A 19,151-nucleotide genomic window follows, 5' to 3' on the forward strand; every position below is an offset into this window, starting at 1 on the left:
CACCGGTTGATTGATTAACCACCCGCCGTTTTGGCAAAGTAGCGGTTGAGGTTGCTAAGAGGTCGGTTCTCGCCTGCCAAAGAGCCGCCGGCGATGCTGCTGGCGATCGTCGGAAGCGCGATGATCAGAGCGTCGCCAGCGAGGAAGAGCATGTCGAGCTCGTAAAGCCCGATGATCTTGGCTGCTGTCGTGCCCGACATTTTGATTATGATAAGCATTGCTGTCAGCGAGACTGCTTCGGCCGCAATAACTATCGTCGCAACGATGTTGAGAAGGAGAAGCAGCAGCCCGTACGAGAGCAGTTGGCCGATCCATCTGGTGGCCATGTCTCGCGTGCGATCAAAAAGGTAGCCGACAAGGACCAGGGGTCCGATCGCCAAGAGCAGCTTCGTCAGAATTCCAACGGCATCGTAGATCTCGAACGCCGTCCACAGCGAGCCGTAGAAAATCCATTGCGCTCCCTGGAAGGCAAGTATGTCCTGGCCATTCATTGTCCCAATTTCGGAAGCAATCATCTGAAAAGCATACTGACTTGCAGCAAACATAAAGTCTAGCTTCCGAGGAATATCGACGAATGGCAAGTCGCTGCTACTTATATGGTGAGCAAACCTTGGAATCGTGTCGTCGAAGAACGTTTCAATGTACTGCTGGTAGTTGGACTGGTCCAAGATCAGGGCAACGACAATCGACACCATGATTACGCGCGAGATACTCCCGCGCGCATCGACTTGACCGCGCATGACCAGACAGCCTTGTATTATTATCCAAAGCGTTACACACGCGACCAGAGGTGCGCTGACCGCCTCTTGGATCTTTTCAAGCACGTTGTGCAGCCCTGAGGTAAAGGCCAGATCAAAGATCGTGTGTATGGCCGTGAATGGCGCGGCAATCTTGAAATTCATGGCCTGAGCCTGATTTGTCCCTGATCAGCCCAGTTGAGCCGGACGAACTTTGCGTGGTTCACGGCAGTGTGCCAAACATCTTGGCGGTGTCCTGGCGCTCGCGACGCTGCGTGGCGGCCTCCTCCACGGCGTGAAGGCTGCCTTGTGCAGTGGTCATCGTCAGCAGACTCGTGGCCTCGACATTTTGGATGACCGCATCGTGAATCTGCTTGAGGACCAGACCGTTGGTCACGGTGGCCTGCACAATATTTCGCGAGCGCGAAAGCTGACCAGGCGTGTTGTCGTTAGCCTTAAGGCGCTTGTCCATTACGTCCAGAGTGTCGGCTGCAAGAGCTGCCGCATTGGCGGCACCAGTGATTTGCTCCTCTAACAGTTTCGCTTCTGAATCGGTGCCGGTGACTCTCCGGGTTGGGTCTTGCACAATGGTACGCGCCATGGTCGAAACCGGCGCCCGAGCATCAAACATCTGCCCGTCCAGCTTATTGCTCGATGGGTAGTGGTTTCCCTGGTTCAGTGCGCCCAGCAGTCCCGTGACAGCAAATGACGACTTCAGTATCTCTACCATTTCGATCGTGGTAGCGAGCGTCTGAGCCGATTTTATAAGCATCGCCGCAGTGGAACCCGCTGTTAGTCCCGCTTGTACTGTCAATGCCGGGTCGCTGACGATAAATTGCGACCTGGCCTGTGTGCTAAGCAGAAAGGAAACAGCAAGCGTCGTCACTGCAAGCTTGGCAAATCTCATGAATATTCCTCCTTCAGTCTTGAACTTCGTGGTAACGAGCCATGAACTCGTCGAGCCACCCGCTTGGGGCATCTCCGTGCTGGTCACGAAGCTGGTCGGCAAAGCGCACGGTGTTGGCCCGCCCCGAGAGTACGGCTACGTACTCGCGCATCTGGCCAAGGTCGAATTCGCAAACAACACTCCCGCTGTCGCGCTTGAGCAAAAACTTGCGGCTGCCAATTGCCATTCCGTGGCGGATCGCCTCGAACTCCTGCGTGGTGCACTTCAAACCATCGACATACGCAGCCCGGTCCGCCGTCGGTGACGGGTAGAAAATCTTCGTCATGCATTGCGCAACGAGACTGGCTCCCAGCGGCGATTCCAGCACGTGTTCGGGCTGCTGCGTTGCAAGTATCAACATCCCGTTGTTCTTGCGGACGGTGAGCAAGAACTTGTCGATAACAGCCGAGAACTGCGGGTTGAGCAGATAGAAGCGAAATTCGTCGCAGCTCATGACGAACCGACGGCCATCGACAACGGCGCCCACGCGGTGCAGAAGATATGCGGCGGCCGGCGCACAGACCTCCTCATATTCCAGGAGCTGCGTCATGTCGAAGCCGGTGATGGAGGCATCAAGCCTTACTTCGTCGACATCGCCGTCAAAGGCCCATCCAAGCGCATTCCCTCTACACCACCGCTGCAGCCGTGCTCCTGCGCCCTCGGAGGGGCCGTGCAGCAGGAATTCGCGCAGGCCCGCAATTGAGCGCATCACGGGTTCGAACGAAAGTTGACGAACAATGCCACGTTCTAGTCGACGGCTTTCCTCCGGCGAGATCGGACCGCGGCCGTCACTCTCGATAAGGGCCATCAACCATTCGCGCAGAAAGTCCAACGAGGCGGAGGTGTTGTCCAGTCCACGCAGAGGGGCCAAGCCGCTCGGAGCGCCTCTGCGCAAGGCTAGATATGTCCCCCCCGTGGCCCGCACCAGCAGTTCACCACCCCGGTCCTTATCGAAAAAGACGATGGCACCATCGCGATCGACCACGCTTTGCTCAAGCATCGCGAGGATAAAGGTCATCAGCGTCGTCTTGCCTTTGCCGACTGGCCCGAATATCGCCGTCATGCCCACGTCATTCTCATGGGGGATGTAGTCGAAAGAAGTTCCACCGTTCGTGCGGAAGCGCGCAACAGCTTTGCCCCAGTGGCCGGATGCGGAACCGTTTGGGAAGTTCTCAAATGACACAAGCCCGGCAAAATTGTGCGAGGTGATGGCCCCGGGGCGTGTGCGCCACCTGTTGTTCCCCGGAAGTTGGGACCAGTACGCGGCCTCCATACCGATACCCTCTTGGACGATGACGGCGCCCGCATCGGCCAGCCTTCCGCGGGCATTTGCTGCGCGATCTGCAAGGCTGTTGAGGCTCTCGGCATAGACGCACAGGCTCAGATGATGCGAACCCATGACGAACTCGTTGCTTGCCAGTGCGTCCTCTGCTTCGGCAAGTTCATTGATCTGGGTGAGAGCCTTGTCGCCGGCGCTCGTCATCTGGCTGGACTTAAGGCTAAGCTTCGCATGAGCTTGGGGCCGAGTGAGGAAGGAAAAGCTCTGGCTGAGCACAAGCGGGAAGTTGGCCGACAGCAAGGGATTTAGCATGCCGGGCCGCGTCGTCGCCGGATATTCACGGAACGAAAACAATGACCCCACCGAGCTGCCCCCGGGCCGTCGAATCTCAAGCGCCCGCTTCCCGCAGATGACCTGGTCAGTGTAGATCGAGGCGCCGAGTGAGCCGCTAACCATCGGAACCGGAAGAAACCGGCACGTCATTATCAACCGAAGCGCCTCACCGATTTCCGTGAAGAGCACGTCGCCTTTCTCACGAACACCCAACCGGCGCAGACCGTAACCGCCCAGTGAGCCAGCAATGATCTGCCAGAGGTCTTCCAGGCTTCGCATTTGTGTGGCCAGATCGTTGTCATTGCGTCTGGACGATTTTGCGCTACGCCAGCCGATCTTGCCGATTGCGGTGCGGGGGAACACGACGACAGTGAGGAAATGGTCGTTGCGAAAGAGCTTGCCCGACAGGACACGGCTCTCATACGCCTCGCTCAGACTGCCAGCGAATGCACTTTGAAACTGGCGCGATGCCGGCTCCGGCACATCGTTGTTTCGCACAAGATGGGCGTACAGCGTGACATTGTCGTCGGCGATGTTGCGCAAGAGAGTGTTGAACGCGCGGCAGCGCGAGTTGCGCATCTCAGCGTCTTCCAAATCAAATGGCAGCCCGTTCAGATGTGCCATGGCCATAATCGATCCGTCTTCCAGAAGGACAACCTGGTCGCTCAGATGACCGACATACGGAAGATAGATCTCGCCAGATCTCTCGGTCCTGCCACTGGCGCCAAACATCACACCATTCCTCTTCCGCGCTTCGGCACTCTGATCGGATTCGCGCTGACGCTCGCCCCGCCCCAGACCGACCCATCCACGCTTCTGCCGGCGGTCTGCAAATAGAGAAACGCCACGCTTGCGGCGTTATAGTCACGCTCAACAATCAGCCGTGCTCCGAACCAGAGTGGCACGAGCACGACTTCATAGAGCGGGTTCTTAAGGATGATGATGACGAGTCCCGCCAACATCATGAGCGCTCCGGCCAGCGTCAGCGGCACCCCCAAAAACAGTGCGGGGCGTGTCGCCGCCACATAGAGGGTGCTCACTTCCAGCCGGTCGCTCATCAGCCGGCGCCTATCAGCGCCTTGCCCAGGAAGCTGGCGCCAAACATGATGACGATTCCTCCAACGACACCCGCAACCAGGCCAAGTGAAGCACGACCGAACATCCAGGAGATCCCGATGGCCACGAGTCCGAGCACGGCCAGTGATTGTCCGAAGGGACCAAGTATGAAGGTGCAGATATTCTGGACCATCTTGGCGGGATCCGTCCCTCCGGTCACCTGTGCCGCGGCCGGCCCGCTGGAGAAGACCGTCCACGCCACGCCCGCAGCAGCGGCCGGCGCGTATTCAGCCGCCATTCGCAGCATGGAAAAAGGCGAAGGAACACGCGTTTTAAGCGCACGAAGTATTTTGAGTGGCTTGATCATTGTATCTCCATGTTTCAATCGAATACGAGTTTGTTCGGGTTCGAGGGTTCCCGCTCATCGGCAGCCCGGCTGTCTGTCGGACCGGAGGGATCGGCCCCGGAGCGGTTTGTCTGATAGGAGCCCCAGATGGCCCAGGAATTTTGGCGGGGCTGCTTTTGGTTGGCCTTTTGGTTCAGCTGGAGCAGAGGCGGCACTGCTTTCCGACCCGGTGCCTCAAGGTGTGGCGCATCTTGGGCGGTCGGCTCCTGCGTTGTCTCTGACATGTCCTTTGCGGCCAACTCGACCTTGCGTACATAACCGTTGGCAAAGCCACGCGTGACGTCACCCGTGTTATAGGCCGAGATGGCACGGCGAAGCGCCAGTTGCTGCGCTGGGGCAGTCGTGCCGCCGGCATACCGGCTTTCAAGCAAGTGGGCGGCGGCCGAAAGCGAGGCGCAGGGCTCGAATGCCTTTTCCGGCGTGAGATTGAGCGTGGGAAAGTTGTTGCTGTTTATTTGCATCAATCCAACATCGACGGAATGTTGTGCTTCGAGTCGGTCCTTGATGCCCCGCGTGGCTTGCAGGTGGTCTATCCAGCGAAGCTGCTCACCTGTGGTGTTGTCATGAGCCACCAGCGTTTCAAAGCCACTTTCAATCTTGGCAATCGCGGCAAGGGTGGACGGCGCGACCCAGGGAGCGCATTTGCGCGACAGGCGGTGGAACTCACGGGGCGAAAGTGGCGCGGGCTCGGCTGGGAGTGACATGGATGTCAACAGAACGATGGCCAGCGGCCAAACTGCAATAAACATTCCTATCACCTACCTTTCCAAGCCGCCCGACGGGTTCTGGCCCTGTCCGGAACACGCTTATCGGGGCGGTTTGTTACTGTGTGATGTTCAAGTTCAGCTTTTCGGCTTCAACTGAAACAAAGACCTTGATCGTGGCAGTGTGGGTGAGCATCTTGCGCAAGCACGGGTTGGCGGATCCGATTAGCCAGCAGCGACATGCAAAGGATCTTGGTACGACGAGTCCTGTGCGGGATTGCCCGTCCCGGTCGCCTGTTGCTTTTGGACTGTAATCCGCGGCTTCGGCGGCAGGATGGTGATGGAATCTTCTGCCAAGGTCGAATCAAGGAGAAAATGGAGGCTAGTCCAGGCTGCGGATGCCGTGGGTCGGTCCAGCGAGAGGACCGAAGAAGGCGCCGGTGCCCACGTTGCGGTATGCTGCCAGCTCTTTAAGAGACAGCCATGCGCGGCCCCGCACGGGCAGGTCCATCGCGCGAGCTCGTCTGCGCTGGCTGGATGGGGCTGTCCGCGGGGCGCGGAAACGCAGCAGCGCAGCCCATCTTGGTGCGAGCCTGATTCAGCTGTTCGGCGAGCCGCACCCCATTTGGCGGCGTCCGAGGCCGCTGCCGAGAATAGTGACCAGCTCAAAGGGAGGTGTCGCGTTCAACTGATAAATGCTAGCTCGGAACCGTAACCGCAACCGACCTGCCGGTCGCGCGGACCAGGGTTTGGAACGCCGGGCCCCTCCCCCCGGAAGAACTCGCTTGGAAGGAGACATACCATGGCCCAAGGCTACAGCAGCGACACGGCCGCTCTTGCGCCACCGCCTCTGCGATCAATCAAACGCCGCGCTCCGCCACCGCTTCGGAGCCCGGACGCACGAGCGGCAGGATTTCGAGTTGATGCAGCTCCGCCGTCGCCAGAACCGCGGCGACTCAAGGACACGTCAGGAAACTGGGCGTCCGTGCCGTCGAAGTCGAGTGCTGTTGCCGGGCCTGCAGGTGAGCTCGAGCTTGAGCTGAAGGATCCCACGGCAGGGTCATGCCGGCGACTGGACCTGGTCTCCTGGTCACGGACTGACTTGATGCGGTCATTTGGCTGTGGATGAAAGACCATGACGAGCAACGGCCTCACATTGGCCGCACGCAACGGCGCGTGGCAGCGGGGGCAGCTGTGGTGGGTCGATCCAGAAGGTTGCCGGGCAACAGCTTTGGAATCAAGGGGATTCAAGATTGAAGGTGAGCCGTTGAAACATGTTCTTGTCATTGACGATGATGCCGCAATGCGACGCCTCATCGCCGAGTATCTCATGATGCATGCCTTGAAGGTGACTGCAGTCAACGATAGCAAGCAGTTCAACCACGTCCTATCTCATGAGCCGGTCGACCTTGTGGTCGTTGACCTCAACCTGGGCCGTGAGGATGGGCTTGCGATCGTCCGCAAGCTGGCGACAAAATCGGATTTGCCTATCATAGTGATCAGCGGCGACCGGCTCGATGAGGCCGAAAAAGTCGTTGCACTGGAGCTCGGCGCAACCGATTTCATTCCCAAGCCTTTCGGCCTGCGCGAGTTCCTGGCCCGCATTCGCGTAGCGCTACGCCAGCGCATTTCCAGTCCGCGAACGAAAGATCATCGCTCATTCCGGTTTGGAGCTTGGAAGCTCAGCGTCAAACAGCGGCGGCTGATCTGTGCAGAGCGTGGCGAGGTCAAGCTTACCGCATGTGAGTTCAATCTCCTGATCGCGTTCCTGGAGAACCCCCGCAGCGTACTATCCAGAGAACGGCTTTTGCTCGCGAGCCGTGTGCGTGGTGAAGAGGTCTACGATCGAAGTATCGATGTCCTGATCTTGCGCTTGCGCCGGAAGCTCGAGGCTGATGCGGCCAATCCTCGCCTGGTCAAGACGAGTCGTGGTGCGGGGTACTTCTTCAACGCTGACGTGGACGTTAGCTACGGAGGCACCTTGGCCGCGTGACAGGGGCGATTCTGGCGATTGCTGACAAGGAGGCTGATCAAGCCAAAGCGGTGTTCTCAGGCCACGGCCTTTAGCTCGGCGCCGGGGTACAGGCCAAAGGCGTAGGTCGTCGATCTGGCTGTTGGGATGGCTGTTGACGATGCTGGTGAGGACGGCGGCGAGATAGCCGAGTGGCTGGACACCATTGAGCTTGCGGGTCTCAGCGATGCAATCACCGCCCCTTATTTCGGCACCGCAGTTCGAGCCAGCGAAGCGCGCGTTCTTGTCGTTTGAGCCCGATCGCACGGATTGAGCGCTCGACGGTGTTGCTGTCGATCGCGATGCGACCCTCCCAACGAAGCGCGAGAGACCCAATTTGAGAAGTGTGTATCGCCTGTCGAGCGTAAGCGCCTCGCCGATCGCCTATGGATTTGGGCTTGACGTTTTCCGGAATCGCCAGGGCATGAGTTCCTCGATCTGGCTCTGCGGATGGCCGTTGATGATGGCGTCGAGAGTTTCGGCGAGGTAGGCAACGGGATTGACGTCGTTGAGCCTGCAGGTGGCCACGACGGATGAGAGCTGTGCCCAGTTTTCGGCCGCAACTTCATGGCCAGCAAACAGAGCATTTTTTCTGGTCGCGCATACTGGACGGATGGCGTTTTCGACTGGGTTGGTGTCGGGCTGGAGCCGGCCGTCGTCGAGGAAGCGGGTGAGCCCCTCCCAGTGAGCGAGCCCATAGCGGGTGTCTTCCGCCAACCTGGAGCCGGAGGAGATCATCGACAGTTGCTTTTCGAACCATGTTTCAGGGCGGCGATGATCGGCGCGGAATAATCCTGTCGAGCGGCAAGCCGGACTTGAGGCGATGCCGCGCACTGGTGGCTCGATGGCGTAGAGCGCCGCGATCTGGCGTATCGCCGCTTCGGCGATCGGGGACTTGGTGTTACGCGCCAGCTTCACAAACCGTCGGCGCAGGCGGCTCCAGCAATGGACGAGCAGCCACGGTCGTTGCGGCCGTTCCAGGCATCTCAGCCGGTCATAGCCCTCATAGGCGTCAATGAACAGGCGATCCGCGTCAGACAGATGCCTGGGCTTCGGCTTAAGATGGAAGCAGGCCCGGCCTGCCCAATTGCCCAGTGTGGCGCGATCCAGTTGGATGCCCCTGGCGGGCGTAGATTTCGGCCTGCCGGTAGAACGGCAAATGACCACCGAACTTGGCGACGATGACCTGGGCGATTAGCGCCTCGGTCGGCAGGCCGCCGGACACGATATGCTCGGGCGCATGCGCCTGCACGACCGCGCTCGAGCAGCGCCGGCAAGCGTATTTCGGGCGGCGCCTGACCAGCACGCGCAACTGCGCCGGGATCGCGTCGAGCCGCTCGCTGACATCCTCGCCGATCCTTAGCCATCTCGCCGCAGCCGCAGGGGCACAGCGTGCTCTGGGCTCGATGATCCGTTCCACTCGCGGCAGATGAGCCGGCAAGTGACCACGGTTGCGCGGGCGTGAACCGGACGCGCCGTCCGAACGACCCTGGATGACCCGCTGCGCCCTTTCCTGCGCGGCGTCGAGCACGCCCTGCGCGATCTCCACGTCTTCGAGCGGCAGGTGGTATTGATCGGGATGCAGCTTCTCGGACCTGGCGCCGAACTTCTCGTGATTGAGCTGACCGACGATGGTCTCCAGGCGACGCCGCGCCTCTTCGGATTTAGCCAAGGCAGCCTGGCGCTCGGCCAGGGTCGCTTGCGCCGATTTCGGTGGCCTCATCGTCCGCTGAGGCGCCGACGATTCATCCACCATCAGCGGCGCGAACATCGGCGCCATGCTTTCTGGCAGTGCCAGTTGTCCCTGACGAAGGCGACGCCGCCAATCGGTGGGTCGCGCCATGCTTGCGGGCGACCGCCGCCACCTGCACCTCCGGCATCAGGCTCTCGGCGGCAATCCGGGCTCTGTCGGCCTCCGAGCGCACCCGCCGTCCCGTCCGACCGTCCAGAACCTCGAGCCGGCCTGCGCAGCCAGCTGTTGGGACGTGGTCGCCAAAAGAGCTGTTCTGCTTCATCGCGGCCATCGAGCTCAACGCCCCGCGTCGGAGCGCTCTCTGCTTCTGTAGGAAGTCATGAGGTCCGCTCGGGCTTGATCGGGGTCTTGCCTGATGGACGACGTGTTTGCTGCACGCGCTTGCCGCTCCGTGCTGAGGATTTGCGGATTTTCAGTCCTCTGCCTCTTCGCCGGTGTCAACAGCGCTGTGTAGTGTTCATTGTTTATGATGACTCCCCCGCTGTTCACGCGGTTGCTCCTTTCAAGTGCACTCGTCAGCTCGGCCTGGACGTGGCGAGTCCTGCTCACGTGCCGTTCAAACGAGGCTGGCGCGACTTGTCGGGCTTGCTGCGCTTGCAACACCGCGTGTCGCACCTGCGACCCGGCTGCTCCAAACACTTCCGCGGGGCTTGCAACCTCGTGGGGCAAGCGCCCCTGCCACAGTCGGTTTTGCAGCGCCTGCCGATCGGGGACGAGGGCCTCGAGGTGCAGCGGCCGCTGCGGGTCTGGCAAGTCCTGGTTCGCCAATCTCTCAACCAGGGAGCGCGTGCCGTCCACCACGAACACGCCGCAATCAACACCGTTGTTCTGCAGGGCCATGGCGGGTGTCACCACGGTGGTCACGTCCAGTCTGGCTGCGAGCTCTCGTGCAGGCGCGTCATTGTATGGCAGTCCATCGCGACGACGGATGGAGTCGTAGTGATAGGCAACCGCTTTATCCCGGTCGCTGCGATCTACGAGCAGCAGCGACCAATGCTCGTTGCGTCCATCATTCCCCGCCGCAGCCATGGGATCGCCACTGTTCACAGGCAGGAACACGAAGTCGGCTGCGACGTCGTTTTGATGATAGATGGACAGCACTATGGGGTCCGGGTCCCGGTCGTGACGGCGCAGTTGCTGGGAGACCAAGGAATCCACAAGCCGCGTTCGGGCGGCGAGTGCTGGGTGGTGCATCTGCAGGCTCTGCGCCAGCAACTGGTAATCCCTGCTGATATGGGCGTCACCCAGCAGGTCGGGGCCGAGCACCGCCCCTTCGGGGAGGTTGAACGAGCCTGACGGAAGGGCTGCGATGTGTGCCTCGGAGGAGGTGGTCAGATCGACCAACGGAACACCGCGATAGGTGTCCGACTGCGTCGCTGGCAAGGCGGGTTCTGGAGCCCTTGCCGGTACTGCTGCCGCTGCAGCTTCCCTCATCGCACCGCGATGGACGAGCCAAACGGCGTTGCCGCCCTCCGGCGTCAGGGCGGTGTAGCCGTGACCTTTGATATCGAAGTTCCATTCCGGCTTGTCGGCATCCGGCAAGAGGCCATGGTGATTCAGCAAAGGGAGCATCGCCTCTGGGAGGCGTTGAGTCCCATGGGAGAAGCCGTCGGGGACTGCGGACGAAAGGTCTATAAAGTCCTCGATCGCCGCGGGGGGCGCCTCAGACCTTGCGGAGGGCGCGGCCCGCTGCGTCCTTCTGATGGGCTCGGCCCCTGTGCCTGGAACGGGTATCCCAGCCAAGGGCAATTCACCGAACTGCTGCATGGGGGGCTGCATTGGCACGCGGCCGCCTGAATTGCCGATTTGGCTCGGCTGCTGCTGAAAGGCGACGACTTGCGGCGTATTCAGGGCCGTCAGCCTCTCCGCTGGCCACAGCGCTGTGGAATGTTCATTGTTGGTGGCGACCCACCGGGGTGGCCGGTGGGCGCCCTGATCAAGCGCATCCGGCAAGGGCTGTATCTGCTGTTGGCTGGCAGCTAGGACTGGCGGAGCGGCGGCCTGAACTCCGGCCCATCCAGAGTTTGCGAAAGCGTCCGACATGCTTGTGTTGAGGTTATCCCGTCCAGCGGGCGTGCTTGGGTTGTTGAAAAAAGACGAGGCGGCTTGATCATTCTGCCCTTCCTGGAGCGCGCCGTGCAACCCCTGCTCGATTCGCACAAGCGCCTCTGTATTGGTTGGCACCACGTCGGCTCGATCATCGAACAGCGATAGGTTCGCCTTGGCAAGCGCGTATGAGTCCGCTTTGCGAATCCGCTCTAGCGCGTGGCTGAGATAGCGATCGTTTGGGTACAAGCTCTCGGCGATTTTCGCCCGCTCATTGTGATCCAGCCCAGTGATCGTCTGACCCTGTTTGTTAAGCGCCGCAGAAAATTTGCGAAGACTACGACTATAGATAACACGGGTGCTTGAAGCCAACCCGCTGTCACCGGCCGCTTTTTCCAGGAGGTGCGCGTCCGCCTTTGCGGGCACCGGCCGGTCAGCAACTGAATAGTCCGGCTCATGATACGCACGCAGGACGTTCAACGCCGTCTTCATATCAGGGTAGTCCGGAAAGAAAGTATCGAGGTGGTCGACCAGGGATTGGTGATTTGTTAGATCATTCGCTTGGCCGCGCTCGCCGAAATGATTCGCTAATCGGCGAAGCGAATAAGCGTGAGCTTGAAGCCTACTCTTGCTATAGCCTTGCTGAGAAGCCGCAGCCTGGGCGATCGCCTTATCAATAACGTTCCAGTGTTCGTCGGACACATGGCGATAGCTGGGGTCACGACGTACTCGAGGCGCGACAGGAGCCGGATTGGAGCGGCGCGGCGCGGCCACGTGCTGCTCAATGCCCACTTGCCGGGCCGGACCCGCATCAGGCAAGCGGCCATCGCGGTCCGAGGAAGAGAGCATCGCCTGTGGGACGCGTTGAGTTCCATGGGAGACGCCTTTGGGGAGGGCGAACGAGACGGTTATGGAGCTCCCGATCGCAGCGGAGGGCGCTTCAAATTTTGCGGAGGGCGCGGCCTGCACATGCATCCTTCTGATGTGTTCGGCCCTTGCGCCTTGAACGGGTAGCCCTGCCAATGGCAATTCAGCCAACCGCTGCATGAGGGGCTGCATCGGCACGCGGCCGCCCGAATGGCCGATTTGGCTCGGCTGCTGGTGAAGGGCGACGGCTTGCCGCGCATTCAGGGCCGCCAGCCTCTCCGCTGGCCACAGCGCTGTGAAATGTTCACCATTGACGATGACCAACTGTGGCCGGTGGTTGCCCTGGTCAAGCGCATCCGACAAGGGTCGGATCTGCTGTTGGCTGGCTGTTACGATTGGCTGAGCGGCTTGATCATCCTGCTCTTGGTGAAGCACGTCGCGGAGCCCCTGTTCCACTCGCAGAACGGCCCCTTCATTGTGCGCCTCGTCGGCTCGATCATCGAACATCGGCCGGAACGCCTCGGCCACTTGCTGCGCCACGCTCACTCGCCGGGCCTCGCCCGCTTGCCGCCCTTCCAAGCCGGCGTCCTGCGGCAAAGCTGTTGCACGGGATGGATTTTTTCGCGGGTCCACACTAGCCTCACATCAAACGGTATCGTTAAATTCCTGCGCCAATCCACGCGGCGGCTCATCGAGTCGAAAGTCTGTGGAGAGTTCCTCCTCTGCTTCCGTCAACGGTGCCGGCTCCGGGAGGGCGCCTGTCTGGCCTTCAAAGATGCGTTTCAGAATGCGGTCCGAAAAATATCGCACCTTCCTCAATTGCAATGGTGGCAGACCTTTGATGAGAACGATCTCGTAGTCGTCGTCGAGCAGCCGAACCTGTTCGGGACGCAACAGCGGTGCACCTTGATGCGAATTCTGAATGTTCCAGTCGAATCTTCGCGCCTGGCTGTAGGAAATCGATTTGGCTTCAAACGTGTATTCACCGATGGCTTTGGAAATGTAGTTCGGGGTCTCATCATCGGCCGTTGCCATGAACACTTGCAGGCCGGTATTGCTGAGAAAATTCTGCTTGCCAGCCTCTCCATAAGCCCCTGTCAGTGCCGAAAGGCTTTGGATGATGAGCATGAAACGCCCCTTGTAGCCCGCGATAGTCGTAATTGCGGTCTCGATCGCCTCCAGCTTACCCAAGTGCTTGAACTCATCGAGCAGGAAGAGAACCTCGTGCTTTTCCTCCGGGCGGGGCAGCGACCGCTGTAGAATTGAAACGATTTGCTGAAAAAACAAGCGTATCAGAGGCGCGATCACCTCAAGGTCGTTTGGACCAACACAAAGATAGATGCACGTTCGGCGACGGCGAAGATCATAGACCGAAAAGTCCGAGCGACTTGTGGCCGCCTTAACAGCGGGATCCGCCCAGAGATTGAGCCCGCCATCGCCGAGCACGGAAGTGTAGGAGGTCAGGATTTTTGTGTCGTTCCCGGCCATGTCGTCGAAGATGCGTTGAGCCTCTTTGTTTCGCGTCTCCATGGCGAGTTGCGCGAAGAGCTTAAACTTTTCCCCCGGCTGGGCGAAGAGATCATAGACGGCGCCGATTGTCGGCGTGCCCCGCTCGATGCAGGCAAGGATCCCCGCGACAAAGATATCTCGCGCGCCGCTGACGAAACCTTCCGCGCCTTCCCCCTTGGCCGTAATCAGGTTTGCGGCCAAGCGGCGGGCTTCGGTGAATTGGAGCTGTGGAGGCAGCGCAATAAGGTCCAACAGTGGATTGTAGCAGTTCGTGCGCCGCTCCGAATCCAGCGGCGCGAATTTGAACACGTCATCGCCTGCGGCTTTGCGCGCCCTCGAGGTGAGCTCGAAGAGCTCCCCCTTGACGTCCAGAGCTATCACTGAGCCTTTGAATGTAAGTAGCGTTGGAATGACTACGCCGACGCCCTTGCCAGCGCGGGTCGGTGCAACGATGAGGCTGTGAGGCTGCTCGCCATTGGTCAGGTAGTAACCAGGCCAGAAAGGGCCACTCGTCTTCCCAAATACCGGTCCTTTCACGCCACGGTATCGTCGCAGATATCCGGTGCGTCGCATTTCATCCACTCGAGCCCAACGAGCCGTCCCGTGGTGTTCGAGCTTGCGGCGCAATACGACCTGCTGAATCAGCAAGACGACCGCGGATGTCGAGAGCACGATAGCCGCGCCCCGATAGAAGACGGGGGTTGCGAAACCCAGATAGAAGGGCGTCTCAAACCAAAAGGCACGGACATCAAACGCCATCAAGGCCTCGCCGCCACCGCCGTGGAGGAAGGTTGCGTACAGACTTGCCGCACAGAACCCCACGGCGAGCGAGCAGGCGATGCTAACGGCTATGTTGGGGGTCGTCGTTTTGGTTGAAGGCATTGTTCCATTGCCTGCCGCAGCTCATGGTGCGGCTTCAGACACCGAACCGACGTCGTGATGTCGCCGCTCGACAGATCGATGCCGAGGCGGGTGGCGCAATGGTTGCATCGCACCACCCGGCAGACGTGGTTTTTTGAAAGTTACACAAGTTAGTGCGTCAACGGCCAGCGACTTGGAAACAGCCAGGCCGTGAACGCAATTCGGGAGAGAAAGCGTCTACTGTTGCCGAGATCTCAACGGCCCCCGCGATCCCTGTTCCTGGTGGACTCCTGCAGGTCCGCTCGGGCCTGACTGTAGCTGCGGTTTATGGCCTGCCCTACTAGACCACCCCGCTGCAGCTGTTCATAGGAGATTTGCGTGCCTGTCGCATGAACCGCAGCCTCAAGGCCTGCTATGTGGGCGTCCAGATCCGCATGCCGTTCCTCTGCATGCTGCGGCGGAGGCATTTGCCGCAAGAGGGGTTCCAGGCCGGGAACTGCGTGAGCTTGGGCCTGCTGATTTGGATCCATCTGGTGATACGCCTGGATAATTGCATTCTGTGCCACCATCCTGATGTTGCCGTTCGGATCAGACATCAATTCAACGGCTTGATCAAGAATGCGAGATTGGTTTTCGTTATTGAACTTGCCGAAGTTGGGCGCAACGTTAAGAGCTCCGAGAGCTTGCGAGGCCGGATCCATGTTGCCAATGCGATTGACAACAGCATCTTGCATGTGTGGCGTTAGGTAATTGGCTATATTGCTGACCGCTCTGACTTGCTCCAATGCAACGTTGTCCGGCCGGTACCCCAATTCGGATGTCAGCTTCCAAGTCAGCTCGACGGCTGATCGTCCGAGCTGATTGCCCCGCCTTTCAAATTTTGCGAGTTCAGTTTCTTGCCCGGGTTGAGTACCCCGAATGGCTGTTCGCGCTTCCTTCCCGAGGCCTTTGAAGCCTGCAAGGTTTCGCGCTGTATCGCGCGGGTTAGCGGTTACCAGCCGTTCTGCTACCTGCGTTAATGGCCCCTCTGTAAGGGACAGGATGGTAGAGGGTTCCCTGGCTTGTTCCCTGGCTTGGGATGAACTTGCAGCTGCGCGTGCCCGTTTGTTATCGCGATCCATTGCTCGGTCTCCAAAGTCGTTATTCTACGCATGAGGTTATCACCCAAGCCTGACCTGCTGAACCGATATGGTGTTACAGTTGTAGTCTGGCAGAAGGTTCCAGTCTCGTCCCAGCCAAGATGACGAGGCTGGCATCAAATGCCGTGAGTGACTTCTGCCAAAGCGCATGAATGGTACGCCCCGGCTCTGTCGCCTCCTCCTTCCGGTCGTTGCAAGAGCCCGGGGTGATATCCTCGCGGCAGCTTCTCCTTTGAGCGCAGGGTGGATGATCGAGCGTTGCTACAACGACCACCGCCCGCTCCGGCTGATCAGCCGCGGCCCGGCAATTTGCGCGGCCGCCAATAGCACCACCGCGCTTTGCCACCATCCGGCCTTCCTGCTGCAGGCTCATGGCAATCTCGCGACGGGGCCGGTGACAGGCGAGGTGCAAAGGACGGGCGGGAAAAATCGCGCTGGCGGGCAGCGCGGCATCGCACAATGCCGCCCCTTCTCGGCCCGGCCGCCTGTCGCCTATGAGTGCCCGGCGTTAGCCCCAGCCGCTGGCGAGTCAACCGTCAGCTGGGCGACAGCGACATGTTCAACGCCTTCGTGCCCGGGGTTTTCTCAACGGGAGGTCGCCTGGCGCAGTCACCCCGGAACGGACGGCCTATTCAGCGCCAGCTCCGCAGCAACATGACCAGCTGCAATGGCCACGCAGCCTTGCGCTCCAACCGCATTGATGCAGGCGCACCATCGACATTACTTGCTTTGGCTGCAACATCCCCTCTCCTTCCCCGCCCCACGACGATGCAGGACTCAGGAAAACTTCAGTTACGCAAAGACGGTCAGTTTCTTCAGCTGCACCTCGATCGGATGCAAGGGGATAAAGGAGGGTTCAAGTGGCGCCGAAGCGCAGACGCGATGGCATGACTCGCGCACGCAGCCGTCCTGGCCGACAGGCCTGTTCTTGGGCACAAGCTCGAATTGAGCGCCTTATCAAGGCTCAAGGAGTTTTCAGGTTACCGTCGCGATCGCGGCGCTATTACGCTCTGAGCACGCACACTTCCGCGCGATGCGAAGGCAAACGATACGCTAACTGTCACGCCTGACGGAGTGAATCCGACCGCCATCAAGTATTCTCCAGCGTGCATGTGCAACACGGTGTTTGTTACTCTTTTTGCCGATGGCCCTCGCCTCGTCGCCGAGCCGGCTCTGTGCTCGTGGTCGCAACTTCAGGTCCCACGCCCTAGGCCAGCCAGGACGTCAGTGTCGGCTGTGGAACAATGTCGGGTTCGGATGGCATGGGCGGCCCACAACGGTTTAGTCAGAGGCTTTTTCTCTTGGCACACTTAGTGCGGCAGATGATCCACAAACGCTGCATGGATCCGCGATACAAGGAGAGCAATCGCAGGGACGAACATGAGAGGGATACATTGCGTGGCCCGCGCCTTCGATCCTGCAAAGCTGCATTTCACATCCTGGGCGGGCGACCGCACGTGGAGAGCAACATCGACGGTCAGCGTGTTTTCACGTGGGGAAGTCCGGGACGCGGTTCCAACTTATTTCGGCCTATGGGAATAGTGAGCCGATCTGCAGCCAGAGCCGAGGCGCAGCGACCGAGATCTAACAGGATCACTGCAAGTCGATGAGATCGTAGGATAATCAGGCACGGTTGAAGACACCAACTATTATAGGAGCATCGACAGCGCCGACCGGTATGCAGGCTTGCTTTCTGACTAGCGTCAGTTTGCTACTTTGAATGAGTCGCACACTAAAGCATCGTAGAGCTGGCCTAAGTCGCCTCAAGCCGATGCGCGCCGCAAACCATTATTGCTGTGCAGGTGTTTGCAGCCCTGTGCGATTGGGAGACCGCCTCGCCATGAAGTGGACCAGCTTACTTCTGCTGAGCACATTCAGGCTCGGACCTGTGTCCCGCAAGAAGAGGGTGGTTCGATCCGGCACTGACCCTAGGGCGGGGGGCTTGTTGAGCCGGTGCCGGACCGAACCGTCTAGGGCAACGCCGGCTATGTCGTGGGAAATTGTGGCTTCGGCGCGGCTAAACCGTGGCGGAAATGTGTCGACGATTCACCGTTTCCAACACGCGCGTTGAAAACGTGACTGGACGTTTCGGAAAGCGCCTAGCGCTGCTGGGTTTGGCGGGAGCTGTGCAGATGGGAGGCTATCCTGGCTGTGAAAATTAGTCGCCCGGTCAGTGTGGCCGGATTTCAGGAAGGGAAAAGCGCGCAAAGTCAATTCGGCGGGACGCGGGGCGACACACAATCGCAAGCCAGCAGGCGCGGCTCGGCTGCGAGGAGTTCGGCCATCTCCTTCTGAAGGCTCAACAGAGGACAGATCAGTCAGGACATGCGGATCCGAAGCAGAAGTCATGCGCTTCAATCTTGCGGCGTTAGAGACGCCCGCGATTTTCATGACCGGGCAAGGCCGCTTTCATGACCGGGCAAGGCCGCGCCGTTTGTCAGCGATGCCGGAATGTCGGGAGTACTAGGTGAGGCGAGCGCCGCTCGAGAAAATGGAAGCCGCCGCAGGTCATCAGTGCCTTCAAACCAGCTGGCGCGCTTTGACCAGTTCGGAAAGCGGCGCCAACAGCCAAGTCTTCTATCCGCCGGTACAGCGCCAGAACGCCGCCGGCACCTGTTACGCGGGCGTGGCGACGATCGCAGCAGTCGCAGTGGACACCGCCTCAGGGGGACGTGAAGCTCCTTTCGCATCATTCCATCCTCGAAGGCGGCACCAAATCGTGCCGGAACTCGTCTCGTGTCAGCTCCAAGGCAGCCTGGCCATGGGCGTCGGCCACGCCCTGCTCGAGGCTTTGCCGCTCTATGAGGACGGACCCGACCGGAACTGGAACCGGTATTGCCTGCCGCATGCCAGGGATGTCGGGGTCTGGACACAGACATCGGAGGTGCGACTTCCTGCACGAATATCTCAACCTTACGGGATCGCGGCTTGGCTGCGGCCAAGGCATCTGCCACGCGTGCGCGATCATTCTCGAGGACCCGGAAGGACGTTACCGTCAGATCCGCAGCTGCATCACCGCAGCGCATTTCTTCGATGGCAAGTCCGTCCGCACATAAGAAGGGCATGCCGAACGCGACGCGAATGGCGATGTCGTCCGGCTCTCCGCGATAAGGCCTTCGTCGAACGTTTTTCATTCCAGTGCGGCTATTGCACTCCGGGCTTTGTCACCGGTGCAACCGTGCTGGTTGAGCGTCTCAAAGAGAAGCCGGTCCACAGGGCGGATGTCGAAAGCACGATCGAGCAGGCGCTTGCGCCGTTGTCGTTGCACTGGTTAGGTCCGTTACCATGAGGCGGTCCGTCACGTGATCCTGAGCACGCCCGGCCTGGTACAGACTGAAATCCGGCGATGAAGCGTTCCTCGATTGGCCTGCGGCACGCATCTGGTCGACTTGCAGCGCCTGATCGGCTGCCGCACGGTTTGCAGAGTCAACGAATTCCCTCGAAGTGAGCAAAGCTCTTCCTTGGCTCAGTTCGTACGCACTTGAACCGCCTGTGTGACCCGTT

General features: G+C 59.9%; 14 protein-coding genes and 1 pseudogene. 2 read left to right on the forward strand and 13 right to left on the reverse strand.

Going from position 1 to position 19,151, the window contains the following annotated elements; genetic code table 11:
- Nucleotides 1–14: 14 nt before the first annotated feature.
- From A9K65_RS30375 to A9K65_RS30400, 6 genes are read right to left on the reverse strand one after another with little or no spacing between them, the layout of a single operon-like run.
- Nucleotides 15–902, reverse strand: a complete 888-nt coding sequence (locus tag A9K65_RS30375; RefSeq protein WP_064993312.1) for a type IV secretion system protein — start codon at nt 900–902, stop codon at nt 15–17.
- A 58-nt stretch (nt 903–960) separates the two neighbouring features.
- Nucleotides 961–1,644, reverse strand: a complete 684-nt coding sequence (locus tag A9K65_RS30380; protein WP_064993313.1) for a type IV secretion system protein VirB5 — start codon at nt 1,642–1,644, stop codon at nt 961–963.
- A 13-nt stretch (nt 1,645–1,657) separates the two neighbouring features.
- Nucleotides 1,658–4,027 (reverse strand): VirB4 family type IV secretion/conjugal transfer ATPase, encoded by a 2,370-nt coding sequence (locus A9K65_RS30385; RefSeq protein ID WP_064993314.1) that lies wholly within the window; start codon nt 4,025–4,027, stop codon nt 1,658–1,660.
- Complete coding sequence (locus A9K65_RS30390) at nt 4,027–4,353, reverse strand: type IV secretion system protein VirB3 (protein WP_013533342.1); 327 nt, start codon at nt 4,351–4,353, stop codon at nt 4,027–4,029. The genes A9K65_RS30385 and A9K65_RS30390 overlap by 1 nt, the downstream gene beginning before the upstream one ends.
- Entirely contained in the window at nt 4,353–4,718 is a 366-nt protein-coding gene (gene virB2 / locus A9K65_RS30395) for a pilin major subunit VirB2 (protein ID WP_013533343.1), read from the reverse strand. Before virB2 ends, A9K65_RS30390 begins: the two co-directional genes overlap by 1 nt.
- A 14-nt stretch (nt 4,719–4,732) precedes the next feature.
- Nucleotides 4,733–5,506 (reverse strand): type IV secretion system lytic transglycosylase VirB1, encoded by a 774-nt coding sequence (locus A9K65_RS30400; RefSeq protein ID WP_064993315.1) that lies wholly within the window; start codon nt 5,504–5,506, stop codon nt 4,733–4,735.
- A gap of 1,222 nt (nt 5,507–6,728) precedes the next feature.
- Between A9K65_RS30400 and A9K65_RS30410 the strand changes: the two genes are divergently transcribed.
- The gene (locus A9K65_RS30410; protein ID WP_013533346.1) at nt 6,729–7,454 is read left to right on the forward strand and encodes a response regulator; all 726 of its coding nucleotides are present in this window, start codon (nt 6,729–6,731) and stop codon (nt 7,452–7,454) included.
- A gap of 102 nt (nt 7,455–7,556) precedes the next feature.
- Here A9K65_RS30410 and A9K65_RS36200 read toward each other — a convergent pair.
- The 7 genes and pseudogenes from A9K65_RS36200 to A9K65_RS30440 form a co-directional block, all read right to left on the reverse strand.
- Nucleotides 7,557–7,826, reverse strand: a pseudogene (locus A9K65_RS36200) (transposase); the annotation flags it as partial.
- A gap of 30 nt (nt 7,827–7,856) precedes the next feature.
- Nucleotides 7,857–8,639, reverse strand: coding sequence for a transposase (locus A9K65_RS36205; RefSeq protein ID WP_224655956.1), 783 nt, complete (start codon nt 8,637–8,639; stop codon nt 7,857–7,859).
- Nucleotides 8,530–9,252, reverse strand: coding sequence for an IS66 family transposase zinc-finger binding domain-containing protein (locus A9K65_RS36210; RefSeq protein WP_245321939.1), 723 nt, complete (start codon nt 9,250–9,252; stop codon nt 8,530–8,532). The genes A9K65_RS36205 and A9K65_RS36210 overlap by 110 nt, the downstream gene beginning before the upstream one ends.
- A 249-nt stretch (nt 9,253–9,501) precedes the next feature.
- A complete protein-coding gene (locus A9K65_RS30425) occupies nt 9,502–12,678 on the reverse strand; it encodes a Ulp1 family isopeptidase (RefSeq protein ID WP_224655958.1) in 3,177 nt (1,058 codons plus the stop codon).
- A 105-nt stretch (nt 12,679–12,783) separates the two neighbouring features.
- Nucleotides 12,784–14,529, reverse strand: coding sequence for a type IV secretion system ATPase VirD4 (gene virD4, locus A9K65_RS30430; protein WP_064993317.1), 1,746 nt, complete (start codon nt 14,527–14,529; stop codon nt 12,784–12,786).
- A 233-nt stretch (nt 14,530–14,762) separates the two neighbouring features.
- On the reverse strand, nt 14,763–15,629 hold the full coding sequence (locus tag A9K65_RS30435; RefSeq protein WP_064993318.1) for a hypothetical protein: 867 nt from the start codon (nt 15,627–15,629) through the stop codon (nt 14,763–14,765).
- A 73-nt stretch (nt 15,630–15,702) separates the two neighbouring features.
- Complete coding sequence (locus A9K65_RS30440; protein ID WP_064993319.1) at nt 15,703–16,020, reverse strand: hypothetical protein; 318 nt, start codon at nt 16,018–16,020, stop codon at nt 15,703–15,705.
- Nucleotides 16,021–18,408: 2,388 nt separating this feature from the next.
- On the opposite strand from A9K65_RS30440, the gene A9K65_RS36215 reads away from it, so the two are divergent.
- Entirely contained in the window at nt 18,409–18,936 is a 528-nt protein-coding gene (locus A9K65_RS36215; protein WP_318013636.1) for a 2Fe-2S iron-sulfur cluster-binding protein, read from the forward strand.
- The last annotated feature ends 215 nt before the right edge of the window (nt 18,937–19,151 follow it).

It is taken from the genome of Mesorhizobium sp. WSM1497 (genome assembly GCF_001672455.2).
In the GTDB taxonomy this organism is placed as follows: domain Bacteria; phylum Pseudomonadota; class Alphaproteobacteria; order Rhizobiales; family Rhizobiaceae; genus Mesorhizobium; species Mesorhizobium ciceri.